This window comes from Mesorhizobium sp. WSM4906, assembly GCF_029674625.1.
Taxonomy (GTDB): domain Bacteria; phylum Pseudomonadota; class Alphaproteobacteria; order Rhizobiales; family Rhizobiaceae; genus Mesorhizobium.
Genome location: NZ_CP121355.1, coordinates 1735452 through 1753730, shown reverse-complemented (window position 1 = coordinate 1753730; position 18279 = coordinate 1735452). Strand labels below are relative to the sequence as shown.

Genomic DNA, 18279 nt, shown 5'->3' with positions numbered 1-18279 from the left:
TTGCGACGCGCTTCAAGCCCCACGGAGTTCCATCAAATGGCCGAACTCAGCAACGAGCAGAAACGCGATTTCGAAGCCGCCGCCTTTCGCCGGCTGGTCGGGCACCTGCGCGAGCGCGGCGACGTCCAGAACATCGACCTGATGAACCTCGCCGGCTTCTGCCGCAACTGCCTGTCGAACTGGTATCGCGAGGCCGCCGAGGCGGACGGTGTGACGTTGTCGAAGGATGAGTCGCGCGAGATCATTTACGGCATGCCCTATGCCGAATGGCAGGCGCTCAATCAGACCGAGGCCTCCGAGGCCAAGAAGGCCGAGTTCGAGGCAAGGCGGCCGAAGGATCACTGAACGCTCCAAGCGGCCCACGGCTTCGTCATGTATGGACGGCCCCTTTTGGGCAAGAGGCAAAATGGCAACGACGGCGCAGGTCTGGAGCGGTCATGTATTCGGCCTTTAGTGCGGTCGATTTCGAAGACCGCTGGCCCGCAAGGGTTACGCGGATCGAGTTCCAATCATTCTAGCGCGCTTTGTATCGCGATGACGAAGGCGGAGTGTCTCGACCCAGGTCCTGACCATTTTGCCGTGCTGCTTTTTGCTCCTTACGCTTGTTGAGGGCCTCGATTTGCGTTTATGCCGCAGTCGGCGCCCTGTATTCCTGTCCCGATTGCAGCATTGCCCAGATGATGCGGGCGGTCTTGGCCGCCTGGGCGACGACGGCGACCTTGACCGGCCGCCTGGCCAGCAGGCCGCGAACCCAGGGTGAGCCCTTGTCGGGTTTGGCCCTGACCTGGCGCAACCAGGAACTGGCGCCCAGAATGAGCAGCCTTCGCAGGTCCCTGTCGCCGGCGCGGCTGATATGGCCCGTCAAGCTGTGCTTGCCGCCGGTGTCATGGCTCTTGCGGGTCAGGCCCAGCCAGGCGGCGAAGTCCCTGGCCGAAGCGAACTGGCGGCCATCGCCGATGGTGGCGACGGCTGCATGCGCGATGATCGGGCCGACGCTCGGGATCGTCGTCAGCCGCAAGGCCGCTCGCTGCTGCCTGACCTGAGCCAGGATCTGCTTGTCCAGCTTGCCGATCTCGCCATCCAGCGCCCGCCATTGCCCGGCCAGAGGCGCCAGACAGATCAACAGCGCCGCGGGAATGGCTTCATCGGCTGCCTCGATGCGCTGCAGCAGGGCCTCGATGCCTGCGGCCCCCTTGGCACCTATCAGACCCATCTCATAGAGCTGCCCACGCATGGCGTTGGCCAGTTGCGTGCGCTGGCGCACCAGAAGGTCACGTGTGCGATGCAGCGCTCGGGCCCATTGCTGTTCGACCGTCTTGATCGGCACGAAGCGCATGTCGGGCCGGCTCACCGCCTCGCAACAGCCTTGCGCATCGCGGGCATCGTTCTTGTTGCGCGCAACATAGGGCTTCACATAGGCCGGCGGCATCAGCTTGACCTCGTGGCCGAGCGCGCTCAGCGTGCGGGCCCAATGATGGGCCGAGCCGCACGCCTCCATGCCGATCAGCGCCGGCGGCTGCGCGGCGAAGAACTTCTCCACCTGCGCGCGCCGCAGCTGGCGCTGCACCACCACCTGCCCGGCTGCATCCACGCCGTGCACCTGAAACACGTTCTTGGCCAAATCGATTCCAAATCTGATAGCTTGCATGACGGACGGTCTCCTCCGCTGGGTTCCAACACGACCAGTTTGGCACATTCGATGCCGCAAGGGGCCGTCCACCCATCATTCTAGGGCGAAGCAAGGAGCGAAGCGACGCGGCGCGGACCCTAGAATCCATTCCGTGACGCCTGCCGAAGAATGCTTCGGTCCAGAACAATCGTAACGGCGCGACCCCGGAGGACTTTCTGCATCGCAGCAGCGCTCCTAAGTCACGGAATGGATCCTCGGGTCTGCGCGCGTCGCTTCGCTCCTTGCTCCGCCCGTGGATGACGACGGGAGAGGCGTCTCGGCTAATCGCCAAAGCAGCAGCCCGCCATGAACAACGCCGGCCCCCCGGTCGCTCCTTGGTCCAAGCACTTCCCCACCGCGGTTCTTGATTGCAAATTGAATCGATCTAATTTGCCACGCGAACCCTTTGCATGGCGGATTTCAAAGCATGAGCCTGCAGACCACGATGCCAGCCGCGACGCGCGGCCGCTGGGCCGTTGCCGGCATATTCCTGGCCAACGGTTTTTTGACTGGCAGTTGGGCGCCGCAGATCCCGGTTTTCCTCACCCGGCTGGACATCTCGAAATTCACGCTCGGCCTGCTGATCCTGCTGTTCGGCGTCGGCGCGGTGATGGCCATGACCTGGTGCGGCCACCTCATTTCCAGGCATGGCTCGCGCGCTGTGCTGCGCTGGTTCGCCCTCTGCGGCAGCTTCGGTCTGCTGGTCGTCGCGCTTGCCCCCGACGTGTCGCTTGCGGCCATCGCCATGCTCATCTTCGGCGGCTCGATCGGCGGTATGGATGTCGCCATGAACTCCAACGCCGTGGTGGTGGAAAGAAGACTCTCCCGCGCCATCATGTCGTCCTCGCATGGCTTCTGGAGTCTCGGCGGCTTCGCCGGCGGCGCGCTTGGCGGCTACACCATCCAGAGTTACGGTCATCTCGCGCACGCGATCGCCGTGACGGCGATTGCCTTGGTCCTCGTCGCCTTCGCCATTCGCTATCTTGTCGCCGAGGACAGACCGCAGGTCGCCGAACACCAGAAATTCACCCTGCCGAGGCGCACAATCGTCTATCTGGTCGGGCTGATGGCGCTGCTCACCATGGTCTCCGAAGGCGCGGTGCTCGACTGGGCGGCGCTCTACCTCCATCAGGAGCTCGGCGCCGACCTTGCCGTTGCCGGCCTCGCCTACGCCGCCTTCTCCGGCGTCATGGCGCTCATGCGCTTCCTGGGCGACGGCGTGCGCAACCGCTTCGGCGCGGTGGCGACGCTCCGCGGCTCGGCGCTTGTCGCCGCCACCGGCATGTTCGTGGCCGGCCTCTCGCCCTCGCCTTATCTTGCCATTGCCGCTTTCGCCTTCTGCGGCTTCGGCATCGCCAACATGGTGCCGATCCTGTTTTCGGCCGGCGGCAACCAGGAAGGCATGTCGTCTGGCACCGGCATGAGCGTGGTCACCACGATGGGCTATTCAGGCATCCTGGTGGCGCCCTCGGCGATCGGCTTCGTCGCCGAGCGGGCGAGCTTCGGCCCGATCTTCATCGCGCTCTCCGGCTTGCTGGTCATCGTGCTGCTGATGGCGAGCCTCGCTCACCGCGCCGAATTCGCGCCCGAGCCGGATGATTTCAGGTCGGATCGACCTGAAATCATCCGGCTCTAGGATCAGAGAAGTAGAGCATGATGTCGTCCGAAAACCGCTTCACACTTTTCGGCATCATGCTCTAGCCGGCGCCGGCCGAGTAGCGCTTCAGCTCCTCGTGCAGGAAATCCGCCACCCGGCGGATGCGCATGCTGGTGCGCACGTCGCGATGCATGGCAAGCCACACCGGCAGGGTCGGCAAGGGCACGTCCGACAGCAGCTTTTCCAGGTCCGGATTGCGATTCGCCAGCGGCTCCTGGCCGATGCCGATGCCGTTTCCTGCCCGCACAGCCTCCCAAAGGACGATCTGATTGTCGGTCCTGAAGCGGAAATGGCTGCGGCCGACCGGAATGCCGTAGGCGGTAAAGCCGCGGATGATCTCGTCGCTGCGGTCGAAGCCGACCAGTGAATGGTCGACGAGGTCCCCAGGCTTTGCCGGGCGGCCGCGCCGGTCGAGATAGGATTTCGCCGCGCACAGGCAGAGCGGAATGTCGGTGACCTTGCGCGCCACCAATTCGTTCTGCGCCGGTCTGACCATGCGGATGGCGATGTCGGCATCGCGCCGCAGCAGGTTCTCGACCTGGTTCGAGGCGACGACCTCGACCTCGATGCCCGGCTCCTCCTCGCCAAGGCGCGCCGTCATTTCCGGCAGCACGCAGGCCGCGACTACCTCCGAGGCGGCGATGCGCACCGTGCCCTCGATCGCCTCGACCGATCCCAGCGCCAGCAGCGAGAAGGCGTTGGCCTGCTCGCTGACCGCCCGTCCGCGCTCATAGAGCGTGCTGCCGGCTTCCGTCAGCTCGTAGCCGCGCCGGCCGCGCCGGAACAGCGTCACGCCCAGCGCCTGCTCCAGCTCGGCGATGTGACGGCCGAGCGTCGGCTGGCTGGCCTCCAGCCTGCGAGCGGCGGCCGAAAGGCTCCCGGTCTCGGCAACCGCGACGAAGCTCTTGATCAGGTTCCAGTCGAATTCCGTCATTCATTTCTGAATAACAGATCGCCGATCCCAGTCAATTTTCATTCAATGATGAAGGCATCAGATTAGCGGGGCAAACGCAAGCAACGGAGACGAACAATGACCAAGATCGCAATTCTCGGCGCCAATGGCCGGCTCGGCCGCGTAGTCGCCAAGGTCTTCATCGACGCCGGTTTCGACGTCCGCACCGTCACCCGCACCGGCAAGGTGCCGGCCGAGCTCAAGGGCGCAACCGCTGTCGCCGGCGACGCGCTGGACCGCCAGTCGCTGATCCGCGCAACGCAAGGCGTCGACATCATCTTCAACGGCCTGAACCCGATCTACACCGACTGGGGCAAGTGCCTGCCGATGGCCGAGAACGTCATGGCAGCCTGTCATGCGAACAACGCGCTGCATCTTTTCCCCGGCACCGTCTACAATTACGGCTCGCCGATGCCGCGGGTGATCACCGAGGAAACGCCGTTCCATCCGACCACCGAGAAGGGCCGCATCCGCTGCGCCATGGAAGAGCTGTTCCGCCGCGAGGCCGATGCCGGCCGCGTGCGCACCATTCTTCTGAGGGCCGGCGACTTCTTCGGCGGCACCGGCAGCGGTTCCTGGTTCGACCTCGTCGTCGCCGCCAAGATGGAAAAGGGCGTCTACACCGCTCCCGGTCCGGCCGACCTCGTGCACGAATGGGCCTATCTGCCGGACTTTGCGGTCGCCTTTGTCGGGCTGGCGCGCAATCTCGACAAGCTCGGTTTCTACGAGGCGCTGAACTTCCCGGGCCACGCCGTCACCGACCTCGATATCAAGGCTGCGGCCGAGAGGGCGCTCGGCCGCAAGCTGAAGCTCACCTTCATGCCCTGGTGGGTGCTGCGCGCCGGCAGCCCGTTCGCGGCCATGTGGCGCGAGATCGTGTCGATGTCCTATCTGCGCTTCGAGGCGCACCGGCTGAGCTCGGCGCGGCTCGAAGAGGTCATCGGCGAGATTCCACACACCCCGCTCGACCAGGCGGTGGCGCAAGCCATGCAGGATATCGGCATCGCCGTCGCATCCTCGCGTCAGGCCGCCTGATCAAAGCAAGGAACATCCTGCAAACGAAGCGGCCGGGCTGCGGGAAGCCCGGCCGTAAATCGATCAAATCCGACCCATTAGCAACAGGATCAGCAGAACGATCAAAAGAACGCCGACGATTCCCGACGGGCCATAGCCCCAGGCGCGCGAATATGGCCAAGCCGGGACCGCGCCGATCAAGATCAGAATCAGGATGATGATGAGAAGCGTGCTGATCGTCATGAAAAGCCCTCGCCGTATGGTTGAATATAAGAGGACAATGAAAAAGCCGCCCGGTTGTTCCCGGGCGGCTTTTGTCATCGGGCTTCGAAAAGCGCGCTATTCCGCGGCTTTGGGGAAGGCGATCGCCGGCTCGTCGGCCTCCGCGGCTGGCTCTTCGGCCGACACCTCGCCCTTGCTGCGGCGGAACAGCCGGCTGAACAAGCTGCGCCGCGCGCCGGGCTTCACCTTGGCGCGGGTGAACACCATCAGCATCGACGGCGTCACCACCAGCGTCAGGATGGTGGCGAAGGACAGGCCGAAGACGATCGCCGAGGACAGCGAAATCCACCATTGCGTCGACGGCGCGTTGATCGTCGTCTCGTGATGGAAGATCTCGAGGCCGAGGCCGAAGGCGATCGGCAGCACGCCGAGGATGGCCGAAACCGCCGTGAGCACCACCGGCCGCGCGCGCTCGCGGCAGGTCTGCAGCACCGCGTCCATCTTGTCCCAGCCTTCCTCGCGCAGACGGTCATAGGTGTCGATGAGAACGATGTTGTTGTTCACCACCACGCCGGCCAGCGCGATGACACCGATGCCCGACATGACGATGCCGAAGGCCTCGCCCGTCAGCAGCAATCCGAGGAACACGCCGATCGTCGCCATGACCACGCAGGACAAGACAAGCCAAACGCTGGTGAACTTGTTGAACTGCGCCAAGAGCACCAGGAAGATCAGGAAGATCGCGGCGCCGAAGGCCTTGCCGAGGAAGGCGCTGGCTTCCGCGCTGTCCTCGTTGGATCCGGCGAGCTTCCAGCGGATGCCGCTGCCGAGATTCATATCGGCGACGGCCTTGGTGACTTCTGCCTGTACGGCCGCCACCTGCGCGCCAGCGCTGACATTGGCTTGCACCACCACGGTGCGCGCGCCGTCGATGCGGTTGAGGATGCCGACAGTTGGCTCGGGTTTCCGCACCACGAAGTTCGAGATCGGCACCGACCCCTGCGAGGTCTGAACCCTGAGCTCGTCGAGCGTCGACAGCGTGCGCCGGTCTTCGGGCAGGCGCAGCCGGATGTCGACCGCGTCGTCGGCGCCGGCCGGCCGGTATTCCGACAGCTTGAGACCGTTCGTCACCAGCTGCACCACCGTGCCCACCGAGGTCGGGCTGATGCCGTACTGCGCCGCCTTGGCGCGGTCGACCTCGAGCGCCCAGTCGACGCCGGGCGGCGGCAGGCCGTCCGAAATATCGATGACGTTGGGTATCTTGGCGATGCGCGCCGCCACCGCGCGCGCCTTGTCGTCGAGCCCGGCCGGGTCGGCGGCCGAGAGCCTGATCTGGATCGGCTTGCCGGTCGGCGGTCCGGCTTCCGGAACGCGCACCTCGACATCGACGCCTGGAATGCCGGCCATCACGGCACGCAGGTCGTCGAGGATCTGGTTGGCGGACTTGCGCTCGCGCCAGTCGACGAACTCGTACTGGATCACGCCGACGACGTCCTCCGGTATGTCCTGGCCGCCGCCTTGCGTCTTGCCGACGCGCGTATAGACCGATTTCACGCCCGGCCAGCCGAGCAGCCGGTTTTCCGCCGTCTTGGTCGCGGCATCCATTTCGGCCAGCGAGAGATTGCCGCGGGCATGCACGTAGAGCAGGCCGTAATCCGGCTCGACGCTTGGGAAGAACTCGACGCCGGCGCCGTATTTCGAATAGGCGAAACCGACTCCCACCAGCAGGCCGACGGTGAGCAGGATGACGGTGATCGGAAAGCGCACCGCCTGCTTGACCACGGCCATATACCAGCCGTCACGATGATCGTCCTCGTGATGCGCCGGCGCCTTGGCGAAGATGGCGCCCAGCGTCGGCGCGAAGACCAGCGCATAGAGCATCGAGGCCGACAGCGTCACGATCAGCGTGATCGGCATGTATTTCATGAAGTCGCCGATGATGCCGGGCCAGAAGAGCAGTGGCGAGAAGGCGGCGATGCGCGTCATCGTCGCCGCGATCACCGGACCGGCCATGCGCTTGGCGGCTAAAGCGAAGGCGTCCGCCTTCGGCATGCCTTCGCTCATACGCCGTTCCGCGAATTCGGTGACGATGATGGCATCGTCCACCAGCATGCCGACCGCCAGGATGAGGCTGAACAGCACGATCATGTTGATCGTGTAGCCCATCATCGCGAGCAGAAGGATGCCGATCAGGAAGGATGAGGGAATGGCGAGGCCGATCAGCAGCGAGGCGCGTCCCGACAGCGCGTAGAGGATGACGATGAACACCAGGATCACCGCGATCATCACGTGGTTCTGCAGGTCGCCGAGCAGCTGGTTGACGAAGACGGACTTGTCCTGCGTGTAGGTAACATGCATGCCTTCCGGCATCGTCTTGATGAAATTGTCCGACACCTCCCTGACATGGTTCAGCGTGTCGATCAGGTTGGCGCCGATGCGCTTCTTCACCTCGATGGCGATGGCCGGCTTGCCGTCGAGCCGGGTGACCGTCTCCGCATCCTTGAAGGTCGAGCGGATGGTGGCGATGTCCTTGGCCTGGACCACGGCATTCGGTGTGGCGACGACCGGCAGATTGGCGACATCCTCCGGCGTCTCGATCAGCGACGGCACCTTGACCGCGTATTTGCCTTCGGAGCCTTCGAGATTGCCGGCGGCGACAAGGCTGTTGGAGGCGCCGACGCCTTGCATCACCTGGTCGAGCTGCAGCCCATAGGAGGAAAGTTTCACCGGGTCCACGACGACCTCCACGAGATCGTCGCGGGAGCCCTGCAGCGAGCCTTCGAGCACGCCGGGCACCTCCTCGATGCGGTCACGCAATTCGCGCGCCGCGGCAGTCAGCACGCGCTCGGGCACATCGCCCGAGAGCGTCACGACCAGAACCGGGAATTCGGAGACATTGACCTCAGTGACGGTCGGCTCCTCGGCCGCCTGCGGCAGGTCGGCCTTGGCGTCCTGCACTTTGCTGCGCGTATCCTGCAGCGCCGTGGCCAGATTGGTCTGCGGCTGGAATTCGACCAGCACGTAGCCGCCGCCCTGGAAAGCGGCGGAACGCATTTCCTTGAGCCCCTTGAGGCTCTTCAGCTTGGTTTCCATCGGCCGCAGCAACAGCCGCTCCGAATCCTCCGGCGAGATGCCCTGGTAGACCAGGCTGACATACATCATCGGAATCGGAACATCCGGCTCCGCTTCCTTCGGCGTCGACTGATAGGCGACCCAACCCGCGACGAGCAGGAACATCAACGCGGATATTGTGAGCCGGGCGTTGTGAATGGCGAGTCTGACGATGTCCATGACTTATGCCTGCTGTTTCCTGGGGAGCTGCGGCATGGGCCAGCGCGGTGCCGGTCGAGCCGGCGCCGCGCGGTCGCGCTACTGCGTGCCGGCGGCGGCTTCGCTGATCAGCTTGTTGATGGTCGCCTGGTCGGCCTCGACGGGCTTCACCGGATCGCCCTCCTTCACCAGCTCCTGGCCGGCGACGATGATGCGGGCGTCCTGCGGGATGCCGCCGAGCACCAGTCCCGTCGGGGTGTCGTCGACGAGGTCGATCGGGAAGAACGCGACCTTGCCGTCCTTGCCGACGGCGCGGATGCCGAGATCGCCCTTGTCGCCCAGGGTGACCACCGAACGCGGCAAGAGCACCGCATCGGTCGGCTCTGCGCTGAGCGTGATCTCGGCCGTCATGCCGGCGGGGATCGAGCCATCCGCATTGGGAATGGCCACCTCCACACGAAAGGTGCGGGTCTGCGATGAGGCATCGCGGCTGATATAGCGCACCGTGCCGGTGACCTTCTGGTCGTTGACCAGGCGCACATTGGCCTCGTCGCCGATCTTGATGTAGCGCAGGTCGCGCTCACTGATCTCGCCGCGCGCGATCACCGGGTCGAGCTTGAGGATCGTGGCCACCTCGCCGCCCTGCATGACCGAGCTGCCGAGCTCGACCGGCACGCGGTCGATGACGCCGTCGAACGGCGCCTTCACTTCGTTGCGGTCGAGTTCGGCCTGCGCCGTCTCCAGCATCGACTGCGCCGCCGTCAGGTTCGAGCGAGCGGTGTCGAGCTGCAGCTTGGGCAAATTGCCGGTCTTGGCCAGCCGCTCGGCGGCATCGAGCTCGGCCTTGCGCTGCGCCAGGAGCTGCCTGGCGTTGTCGACGTTCGAGATCTTCTCCTCGGCAGCGAGCATCAGCACCAGGTCGCCCGTCTTGACGTGATCGCCCTGCTTGACCGGCAGCTTGTCGATGACGCCGCCGACGCGCGTGGCGAGCACCGCCCGCTTGTCGGCCTCGGTCAGCCCGGAAATGCGGATGGCGCGCGCATAGGTCTTGCGCGGCGGCGTCACCACCGCGACGGTGCGTGGCGCGGCCTTCGGCTCGGCCTCCGCCATCTTCGGCTTGTCGGCCCCGGGTTGGGCGGCCTTGCCTGCTTCTCCCGCCTTCTGGTGGTCGGCGGCACTGCCCACGGACGAGAACTCGCCCGTTGCCATCCAGGCAGCGAATCCGATGAGCACAGCAATGGCTGCAAGCTTGTGAAACCTGATTTTCGGCATCGTCATTTTTCCGTTGCAGGCTTGGCGAGGTCGGCGCCTTCGACTCCCGGGCGCGCGGCCGATATGGGTGCGCGCAAAGCCGTCTTCAATTTGCCGTGATCGGCGAAGCGCGCTTCTACCTCAAAGTTGCGGCGCAATATAGTGACAAAAATTGCAGCATCATTGCGCCCCCAGCCGTGGCGGATAGGCTTTTTTCCAGTTTTCGACACTCGACTGGCCGGCTTTTCCCAGTCCAGGCAGATTTTTCGCGTGCTCGAACACCTAATGGCAGTAGGCGTCAGCATGATGCGGAATTTTTTCGCGCCATGACTTGCTGCATTGGCACGAGACGCGCAAAGGACGCGCCCACTCCGAAAATAAATGCTGTCAGCCGATCAGGTTCAGCAACCGGAACAGCCGCTCGAACGTCCTGCCATAGGGTGGCCTGAGCAGGCCGCCGGCGCTGAGCCTGGACTGGACGAAGATCGGCTTTTCCTTGCTGAAGGTCCGAAAACCCCATTCGCCGTGATAGGCTCCCATGCCGCTCTCGCCGACGCCGCCGAATGGCTGCCGCTCCTGCACCAGGTGCATCATGCAGTCGTTGACTGTCACGCCGCCGGCGACGGTTTCCCGCATCATCCTTTGGCGATTGGCGCTGTCCTTGCCGAACCAATAAAGCGCAAGCGGACGCTCGCCGCGGTTCACATGCTCGATGGCGTCATCGACCGTACCGTATTCGAGGATCGGCAGCACCGGCCCGAAGATTTCCTCGCGCATCAGCCGCAGGTTCTCGGCGGCATTCCTGACCAGGACGGGCGCCATCTTGCGGTCGCCCACGCCAAGCTTTTCATTGGCCGGGTTGACCTCGGTGACATCGGCGCCAGCTTCGCACGCCTCCGCGATCATCTCGCTCAGGCGCCGGTGGTGCCCGTCGCTGACGATCGCCGTGTAATCGGGATTGTCGCGAAGGCGCGGATAGAGCCGCGCCATCGCGGCGGCGAGTTTCGCGGCAATCGCTGCACCTTGCCCTTGCGGGACCATCAGATAGTCCGGCGCGATGCAGGTCTGGCCGGCATTCAAGAGCTTGCCATAGGCGACGCTCGCGACGGCCGCGTCGAGGTCGCAGGACGCGTCGAAGATCGCCGGCGACTTGCCGCCGAGCTCGAGCGTCACTGGCGTCAGATTGGCGGCCGCGGCCAGCGCCACCTGGCGGCCGACGGCGGTGGAGCCGGTGAACAGGAGATGGTCGAAGGGCATCGACACGAATGTCTTGCCGACGTCGGCATCGCCGACCACCACGCTCATCTCGTCGGGAGAAAAATGCTCTTCGACCAATCGGGCAAGCAGGTCGGAAAACTTCGGCGTCAGCTCGGAGGGCTTGAGCAGCACTCGGTTGCCGGCGGCCAGAGCGGCGGTCGCCGGCGCGATGGCGAGCTGGAACGGATAATTCCACGGCGAGACGATACCGACGACGCCCAAAGGTTGCGGTAGAAGGCGGTTGCGGCCGGGCAGGAACGGCAGGCCGGTGGCGACGCGCCGCTCGCGCATCCAGCCGCGCAGATGCCGGATGGCGTGCCTGATGCCGGCGCGAACGACGAACAGCTCCGCGAGCCGCGTTTCCTGAGCTGACCGTCCGGAAAAATCGCTGTCGATAGCCGCGCAGATCTCGGCCTCGTGCTTGTCGGTCAGCGCCAGAAGGCGCTTCAGCCGGTCCTTGCGCATATCGAGGCTCGGGAAGGGCTCCTTCTCGAAAGCCCTGCACTGCGCTTCAAACCTGACCCCGATCTGTCTGGTCTGCAGCATCGCCACCTCCGTTTACGTCGAGGTAAACTACTCGCCCGTCGCGGGTGAATCCAGCGCGTCGCCGCTTCCGCAAGGGAATGCTTCGGCACGAACGAACGTTCAGGAGGAGTTTGGAAGCGATCTACGCCCGGCGGCGCGTCGCCTCCGGCTTCATATGCGCGGCGAGGAATTCCTTGACCCTTCGACCAGGCGCCGGGCCGCGCATCGGCTTGAAGCCGTCGTCGAGCTCGCCCGACAGGTCGAGCGTCGCGTGCTTGCCGACGGCGTCGTAGTTCTCCTCCAGCCAGTCGCTGGCCGCGCTTCGGCCGAGGTCGCGCAGGTAGGCGAGGAAGGCCCATTCGGCATTGACCTTGGACGATGCCGAGAGGTCTTTGAAGGCCTCGTCGGCATCGATCCGGTGCATGCGGATGTCGCGGTACTCGCCATGCGGCAGCCGGCCTGCCGCGATCAGTTCCTTGACGAAAGCGATCGAGCGGAATTCGCGCAGGAGTCCGGCGTTGAAGGTGATCTCGTCGATGCGGTTCTGGATCTCGTTGGCGCTCTTCGGCGTGCCCTCGCGCACCACCGGATTGATCTGCACGAGCAGCACGTCCTCGGTCGCCGCCGTCTTGAAGAAGGGATAGAGCGCCGGATTGCCGCCATAGCCGCCATCCCAATAGGGCACGCCCTTGATCTCGACGGCACGGAACAGTTGCGGCAGGCAGGCGGAGGCCATCACCGTGTCGAGGTCGATCTCGCCATCCGAGAAGACGCGCAGTTGTCCGGTCTCGACATTGGTCGCCGAGATGAACAGCTCCATCGACTTGCAGGCGCGCACATTGCCGAAGTCGATTTGTTTCTCGACCACGTCGCGCAGCGGGTTGAGGCCGAGCGGGTTGGCGACGTAGGGCGAGAAGACCCGCGACATGGTGTCGAAGAAGAAATAGCCGGGCGTGTTCTCGATCGACCAGTTGCCCCACACCACGTCCCACGGCATGCGCTGCACTGGGCTGAAGCGGCCCTTCGAGGCCACGGCGCGCCAGAAATCGTCGAGCTTCCTGCGCGCGCCCTCGACGCCGCCGCGCACGAAGCCGTCGGCCAGCGCCACCGCGTTCATGGCGCCGGCGCTGGTGCCGGACACCGCCGCGATCTCCAGCCGCCCGTCCTCGAGCAGGCGATCGAGCACGCCCCAGGAGAAGGCGCCGTGCGAACCGCCGCCCTGGAGCGCGACGTTGATCTTCTTCTGGTCCTCCGCCTTGCCGTTCTTCGCCATGCCGTTCCTCGTCTCGATGCGCCAGCTTGCCCCTGCGTCATGGTGCGAGGCAGTTGGCCACCAGCTAATGTTGCAGTGCAGCATATAGGGGCGAACCAAGGCAAGAACACGAACACACAAGCGTGATCGGTTGAAGTTTCCGTCATCTGTGGGTTCTTTCCTCGCCCCGGGAAGTGGCTACAGCTGCACACGCATTTCCAAGCGGCTGGTCTTTGGCGATAGCGTGCATGGCAGCTTGGCGCATGGATTGTCTAAGTAGCGCTGGTCGACCCCCACTCCGTCGAGCTTCGCTCGACACCTCTCCCCCGATCGACGGGGGAGAGGAAGGCGCCAAGCTTCTTGCCGTCAACGCTCGTCCAGCAAGGCTCCCTTCCTTTCCCTCCGGAGGGGGGAAAGGTGGCGCTGCGAAGCAGCGACGGATTGGGGGAACCACCTGGCAATCAAGCCTCAGCCTGATCAGTCACGCCAGTCACACAAGATATATGCATCCCCTACCTGGGGCGAGGAACCGAACTCAAGCCACCAGATCGGGTACCGGCCCGACATAGCGCGACTGCGGCCGGATCAGCCGTCCGGTCGCCTGCTGCTCGCGTGTGTGCGCGATCCAGCCGGCGACGCGGCCGGCGGCAAAGACGTTGGAGAACGCTTCCTTGGGGAAGCCCGCCGCTTCGAGCAGCAATGCCGTGTAGAATTCGACATTGGTCTGGATCGAACGCTGCGGCTTGGCGACCCTGAGCACGTCGAGCGCCGCCTGTTCCACCCTTTCGGCGAAGGCCAGCCTGCTGCCGGTCTGATTGCTGGAACCGAGTTGACGCACGACCGCCTTCAGCACGTCGGCGCGCGGATCGCGTACGCGGTAGATGCGATGTCCGAAGCCCATGATCCGTCCGCCGCGCGCGATCTCGTCGCGCAGCCAGGCTGCGGCGTCGCCGCTCGCCTCGATCGCGTCGAGCATCTCGATCACCGGTCCCGGCGCGCCGCCATGCAGCGGTCCCTTGAGCGCGCCGAGCCCGGCCAGGATCGCCGAGGTCAAGCCTGCCTGCGTCGACGCCACGACGCGCGTCGCGAAGGTAGAGGCATTGAGCCCGTGATCGCAGACCGTCACCAGATAGGTGTCGAGCGCCTTGGCAAGCGCCGGCGATGCGGTGCCGCCGAGCATTCTCAGCATATCGGAGGCATGATCGGCGCTTGCATCCGGAGGAAGAGGCTTCTCGCCGCGACCGAGCCGCAGCAAGGCTGGCGTCAGCACCGCCGGCGCCGCGATCAGCCTGAGCGCGTCGGCAAGCGCCTCGCCGTCCGGCAAAAGCGCTATGCCGGCACGCACGGCGCTGTAGATATCGAGCGGCGCGAGCTGGCCAAGTATCGGCTGCAGCCGTTCGAACACCTCGACGCGCGCTTTGCCGATCGCCTGCTCCAGTTCGCTATCGCCGGGAAGCTCATCGAAAAAGCCGTCGAACAGCAGATGGACCACCTGGCCGAAGCGCCAACGGCCGGCGAGTTCCGCCAACGAGTGGCCTCGGATGGTGAGATGGCCGCCCGCGCCGTCGACATCGGAAAGCACCGTGTCCGCCGCAACCACATCATCGAGCCCGTTCGCCATGACTGTCTCCTTGACCTTTCGTGCAACGCAATTAATGCTGCTCAATCAACGCATCAATCTTGATCAACTGAATCAATGTAAGGTTTGGGCATGTCCGAGTGGCTGACGCGGGAGGAAGCGCTGGCGCGGCTCAACGTCCGGCCGCAGACGCTCTATGCCTATGTCAGCCGCGGCCGCATCGGCATGCGGCCGGATGGGGCCGACCCGCGCCGCAGCCAGTATCGCGCCGACGACATCGCGGCGATTGCCACCCGCCGGGCACGCGGACGCAGCCCGCAGGCGATCGCCGAAAGCGCCATCGCCTGGGGCGAGCCGGCGATCGCCACCGCCATCTCGACTGTGCTGCATGGCCGCCTCGTCTATCGCGGCAAGGATGCCGCAGCACTTGCGGCGACGGCGACGCTGGAGGAGACGGCAGGGCTGCTTTGGGCGTCCGGCGCCCCGGTGTCTTTCGCGTCGCTGACCCCTTCGACGGTTCGCGAGAGCGGCACTCCGACGGCTTTTGCGAGGCTCTCGGCGCTTGCAGCCGCCGGCTGGCCTTCGCTTGGTCGCAGGCCGGCCATGCTGCAGCAGGACGGCGCCAGCGCCACGAGCGTGCTTGCAACATCCCTCGGCTCAAGTCCGGGGGCGGAGCCGGTGCATGAAAGGCTGGCGCGTGGCTGGTCGGTCGACGCCGCCGGCGCCGATCTCATCCGCAAGGCGCTGGTGCTGCTCGCCGATCACGAGCTCAACGCCTCGACCTTCGCCGCGCGCGTCGCCGCCTCCACCGGAGCGCCGATCGCGGCCTGCCTGCTTGCCGGCCTCGCAACGCTCACCGGTCCGCGCCATGGCGGGGCCGGCGCGGCTGCCCTGAACCTCGCCGAGGATGCCGAACGGTTGGGGACGAACGAAGCGGTCGCGCGCTGGCTCGCCCACGATCGGCCACTGCCCGGCTTCGGCCACCAGCTCTATCCCGAAGGCGATCCGCGCGCGGAGGCCTTGCTCCCTGATGTCACGATCGACGACGGCTTGCTGCGCTTGCGCGACGCGGTGCTTGCCGCCACCGGCCAGCATCCGAATGTCGATTTCGCGCTTGCCGCACTGACGAGGAGTCTGCATCTCCCTGCCGATGCGCCCTTCCGCCTGTTCGCGCTCGGCCGCAGCGTCGGCTGGACGGCGCACGCAATCGAGCAGGCGACGAGCAACAGGCCGATCAGGCCGCGAGCGCGTTACGACGGGCCGGTCGAGAGGGACCGACGGCTTGGAGCAACCGTTTGAGATTAGCCGAAGCGGCTCTCACCCCGTCATCCTAGGGCGGAGCAAGGAGCGAAGCGACGCGCGCAGACCCTAGGATCCATGCCGTGACGCTAAGACGTTGCAACGGTTACAGAATTCTGCACTGGTGCGCCCCACGCCATCGGTCACGGCATGGATCCTTGGGTCAAGCCCGAGGATGACGAAGGGATGGGTGTTTCCGCCTATCTCAGACGTTAGCTATCGCCACCAAGCGCACAACCCGTCAGGACATCGTGTCGAGCTTGCGCTGCATGGCGGCGATCTGCGCCTTCAATTCCTGCAGATCGTCGGACTTTTCTTCCTTCTTCGGCGGCTCGGCTGGGGCGGAGGAACTGGTCCCCGCCGACGGGAACGGCGTGAACATGCGCATTGCGTTCTGGAACATCTCGACGTTCCGGCGCGTCTGCTCCTCCAGCGCCTTCATCGGCGTCTTCATCATGTCGATCGGCGTCTTGCCGAAGGCGCCCTTCATCTGCTCGCGGAAGCGCTCCTGCTCCTTGGAGAAAGCGATCATCGACTGTTCGAGGAAGCTCGGCACGATCATCTGCATCTGGTCGCCATAGAACGAGATCAGCTGGCGCAGGAACGGGATCGGCAGCATGTTCTGCCCATCCTTGTTCTCCAGCTCGAAGATGATCTGGGTCAGCACCGGATGCGTGATGTCGTCGCCGGTCTTGGCGTCCTGCACGGTGAACTCCTCGCCCTTCTTGACCATCTCGGCCAGATCCTCGAGCGTCACATAGGTGCTGGTGCCGGTGTTGTAGAGCCGGCGGTTGGCATATTTCTTGATGACGATCGGGTCGTCTTTTGCGGCCATCCGTATCCTCCCCAGGATACCGGCGCGTTCAGAGTAAGCGGCCGGTAACGATTGCGCCATTTGTCGAGGATATGCGCAAAAGCGTCACAATTCCAAGTGCTTTGTGCAGTGCGGCATCATTTAGTGCGGAATGGACGGATGAAATTGTGCCGCGCGGCGACGGCTGCGCCGTCACGATAAGCGCCCGACTTGCTTGCCGCGCATGGCGGCCATGCCCATTTCCGGTTTGACTCAGGTCATTGAACGGGCAAGAAAAGTCTTCAAAGATAGCCCAAAACACGACACCTCGAAGTCTGGAGAAGAAAATGGCCGCTTCCAATTCAATCGTCGTCGCCAGCGCCGCCCGCACCGCGGTCGGCTCCTTCAACGGCAGTTTCGCCGCAACGCCGGCGCATGAGCTCGGCGCCGTGGTCATCAAGGAATTGCTAGCGCGGGCCGGCGTCGAGGCGGCGGAAGTCGACGAGGTCATCCTGGGCCAGGTGCTGACCGCCGCTCAAGGCCAGAACCCGGCTCGCCAGGCCTCGATCATCGCCGGCCTGCCCAAGGAGACCACGGCCTGGGGCCTCAATCAGGTTTGCGGTTCAGGCCTCAGGGCGATCGCGCTCGGCATGCAGCAGATCGCCACCGGCGATGCCAAGGTGATCGTCGCCGGCGGCCAGGAATCGATGTCGCTGTCGCCGCACGCCCAGCACCTGCGCGCCGGCGTCAAGATGGGCGACTACAAGATGATCGACACCATGATCAAGGACGGCCTGTGGGATGCCTTCAACGGCTACCACATGGGCAACACCGCCGAGAACGTCGCCCGTCAGTTCCAGATCACCCGCGAGGACCAGGATGAGTTCGCGCTTGCCTCGCAGAACAAGGCCGAAGCCGCGCAGAAGGCCGGCAAGTTCAAGGACGAGATCGTCGCCTTCACTGTCAAGGGCAAGAAGGGCGACACCGTCGTCGACCAGGACGAATATATCCGCCACGGCGCGACGCTGGATGCAATGACCAAGCTGAAGCCGGCCTTCGACAAGGAAGGCACCGTCACCGCCGCCAACGCTTCCGGCATCAATGACGGCGCCGCCGGCGCGCTGCTGATGACGGAGGCCGAGGCTGCCCGGCGCGGCATCACCCCGCTGGTCCGCATCGCCTCCTGGGCGACCGCTGGCGTCGATCCGGCAATCATGGGAACCGGCCCGATCCCGGCCTCGAAGCGGGCGCTGGAGAAGGCCGGCTGGTCGGTCAAGGACCTCGACCTCGTGGAGGCCAACGAGGCCTTCGCCGCGCAGGCCTGCGCCGTCAACAAGGGCTTGGGCTGGGATCCCTCGATCGTCAACGTCAATGGCGGCGCCATCGCCATCGGCCATCCGATCGGCGCTTCGGGTGCCCGCATCTTCAACACGCTGGTCCATGAGATGCGCCGCAGAAGTGCCAAGAAGGGTCTCGCGACGCTTTGCATCGGCGGCGGCATGGGCGTCGCCATGTGCGTGGAAGCGCTCTGAGAAAGCC

At 65.0% G+C, this 18279-nt stretch carries 16 protein-coding genes; 5 read left to right on the top strand and 11 right to left on the bottom strand.

Annotated elements, in window-relative coordinates; genetic code table 11:
* The first annotated feature begins 36 nt into the window (after window positions 1-36).
* Complete coding sequence (locus tag QAZ22_RS08220) at window positions 37-345, top strand: DUF1244 domain-containing protein (protein ID WP_278206166.1); 309 nt, start codon at window positions 37-39, stop codon at window positions 343-345.
* A gap of 280 nt (window positions 346-625) precedes the next feature.
* Here QAZ22_RS08220 and QAZ22_RS08215 read toward each other — a convergent pair whose 3' ends face one another.
* Complete coding sequence (locus QAZ22_RS08215) at window positions 626-1648, bottom strand: IS110 family transposase (RefSeq protein ID WP_278201928.1); 1023 nt, start codon at window positions 1646-1648, stop codon at window positions 626-628.
* Window positions 1649-2096: 448 nt separating this feature from the next.
* Between QAZ22_RS08215 and QAZ22_RS08210 the strand changes: the two genes are divergently transcribed.
* A complete protein-coding gene (locus tag QAZ22_RS08210) occupies window positions 2097-3305 on the top strand; it encodes an MFS transporter (RefSeq protein ID WP_278206165.1) in 1209 nt (402 codons plus the stop codon).
* Between the two features lie 61 nt (window positions 3306-3366).
* On the opposite strand, the gene QAZ22_RS08205 is transcribed toward QAZ22_RS08210, so the two are convergent.
* Complete coding sequence (locus QAZ22_RS08205) at window positions 3367-4260, bottom strand: LysR family transcriptional regulator (protein WP_278206164.1); 894 nt, start codon at window positions 4258-4260, stop codon at window positions 3367-3369.
* A 96-nt stretch (window positions 4261-4356) separates the two neighbouring features.
* Between QAZ22_RS08205 and QAZ22_RS08200 the strand changes: the two genes are divergently transcribed.
* On the top strand, window positions 4357-5313 hold the full coding sequence (locus QAZ22_RS08200; protein ID WP_278206163.1) for an SDR family oxidoreductase: 957 nt from the start codon (window positions 4357-4359) through the stop codon (window positions 5311-5313).
* Between the two features lie 63 nt (window positions 5314-5376).
* On the opposite strand, the gene QAZ22_RS08195 is transcribed toward QAZ22_RS08200, so the two are convergent.
* From QAZ22_RS08195 to QAZ22_RS08165, 7 genes are all read right to left on the bottom strand, one after another.
* On the bottom strand, window positions 5377-5535 hold the full coding sequence (locus tag QAZ22_RS08195; RefSeq protein WP_071094864.1) for a DUF3309 family protein: 159 nt from the start codon (window positions 5533-5535) through the stop codon (window positions 5377-5379).
* A gap of 96 nt (window positions 5536-5631) precedes the next feature.
* Complete coding sequence (locus tag QAZ22_RS08190; RefSeq protein WP_278206162.1) at window positions 5632-8805, bottom strand: efflux RND transporter permease subunit; 3174 nt, start codon at window positions 8803-8805, stop codon at window positions 5632-5634.
* A 78-nt stretch (window positions 8806-8883) separates the two neighbouring features.
* Window positions 8884-10056 carry an efflux RND transporter periplasmic adaptor subunit gene (locus tag QAZ22_RS08185; protein WP_278206161.1) on the bottom strand — a complete coding sequence of 391 codons (1173 nt, stop codon included), beginning with the start codon at window positions 10054-10056 and terminating at the stop codon, window positions 8884-8886.
* A gap of 2 nt (window positions 10057-10058) precedes the next feature.
* On the bottom strand, window positions 10059-10340 hold the full coding sequence (locus tag QAZ22_RS08180) for a hypothetical protein (RefSeq protein ID WP_278206160.1): 282 nt from the start codon (window positions 10338-10340) through the stop codon (window positions 10059-10061).
* Between the two features lie 82 nt (window positions 10341-10422).
* Entirely contained in the window at window positions 10423-11838 is a 1416-nt protein-coding gene (locus QAZ22_RS08175; RefSeq protein ID WP_278206159.1) for a coniferyl aldehyde dehydrogenase, read from the bottom strand.
* A 121-nt stretch (window positions 11839-11959) separates the two neighbouring features.
* Entirely contained in the window at window positions 11960-13090 is a 1131-nt protein-coding gene (locus tag QAZ22_RS08170; protein WP_278206158.1) for a patatin-like phospholipase family protein, read from the bottom strand.
* Window positions 13091-13604: 514 nt separating this feature from the next.
* Complete coding sequence (locus QAZ22_RS08165; RefSeq protein WP_278206157.1) at window positions 13605-14690, bottom strand: citrate synthase/methylcitrate synthase; 1086 nt, start codon at window positions 14688-14690, stop codon at window positions 13605-13607.
* Between the two features lie 90 nt (window positions 14691-14780).
* Between QAZ22_RS08165 and QAZ22_RS08160 the strand changes: the two genes are divergently transcribed.
* The gene (locus QAZ22_RS08160; RefSeq protein WP_278206156.1) at window positions 14781-15947 is read left to right on the top strand and encodes a citrate synthase; all 1167 of its coding nucleotides are present in this window, start codon (window positions 14781-14783) and stop codon (window positions 15945-15947) included.
* Between the two features lie 241 nt (window positions 15948-16188).
* On the opposite strand, the gene phaR is transcribed toward QAZ22_RS08160, so the two are convergent.
* Both phaR and QAZ22_RS08150 read right to left on the bottom strand, forming a co-directional pair.
* The gene (gene phaR / locus QAZ22_RS08155; protein ID WP_278076267.1) at window positions 16189-16782 is read right to left on the bottom strand and encodes a polyhydroxyalkanoate synthesis repressor PhaR; all 594 of its coding nucleotides are present in this window, start codon (window positions 16780-16782) and stop codon (window positions 16189-16191) included.
* A 28-nt stretch (window positions 16783-16810) separates the two neighbouring features.
* Window positions 16811-17101 (bottom strand): hypothetical protein, encoded by a 291-nt coding sequence (locus QAZ22_RS08150; protein WP_278206155.1) that lies wholly within the window; start codon window positions 17099-17101, stop codon window positions 16811-16813.
* On the opposite strand from QAZ22_RS08150, the gene QAZ22_RS08145 reads away from it, so the two are divergent.
* Window positions 17088-18272, top strand: a complete 1185-nt coding sequence (locus QAZ22_RS08145; RefSeq protein ID WP_278206154.1) for an acetyl-CoA C-acetyltransferase — start codon at window positions 17088-17090, stop codon at window positions 18270-18272. The genes QAZ22_RS08150 and QAZ22_RS08145 overlap by 14 nt on opposite strands.
* The last annotated feature ends 7 nt before the right edge of the window (window positions 18273-18279 follow it).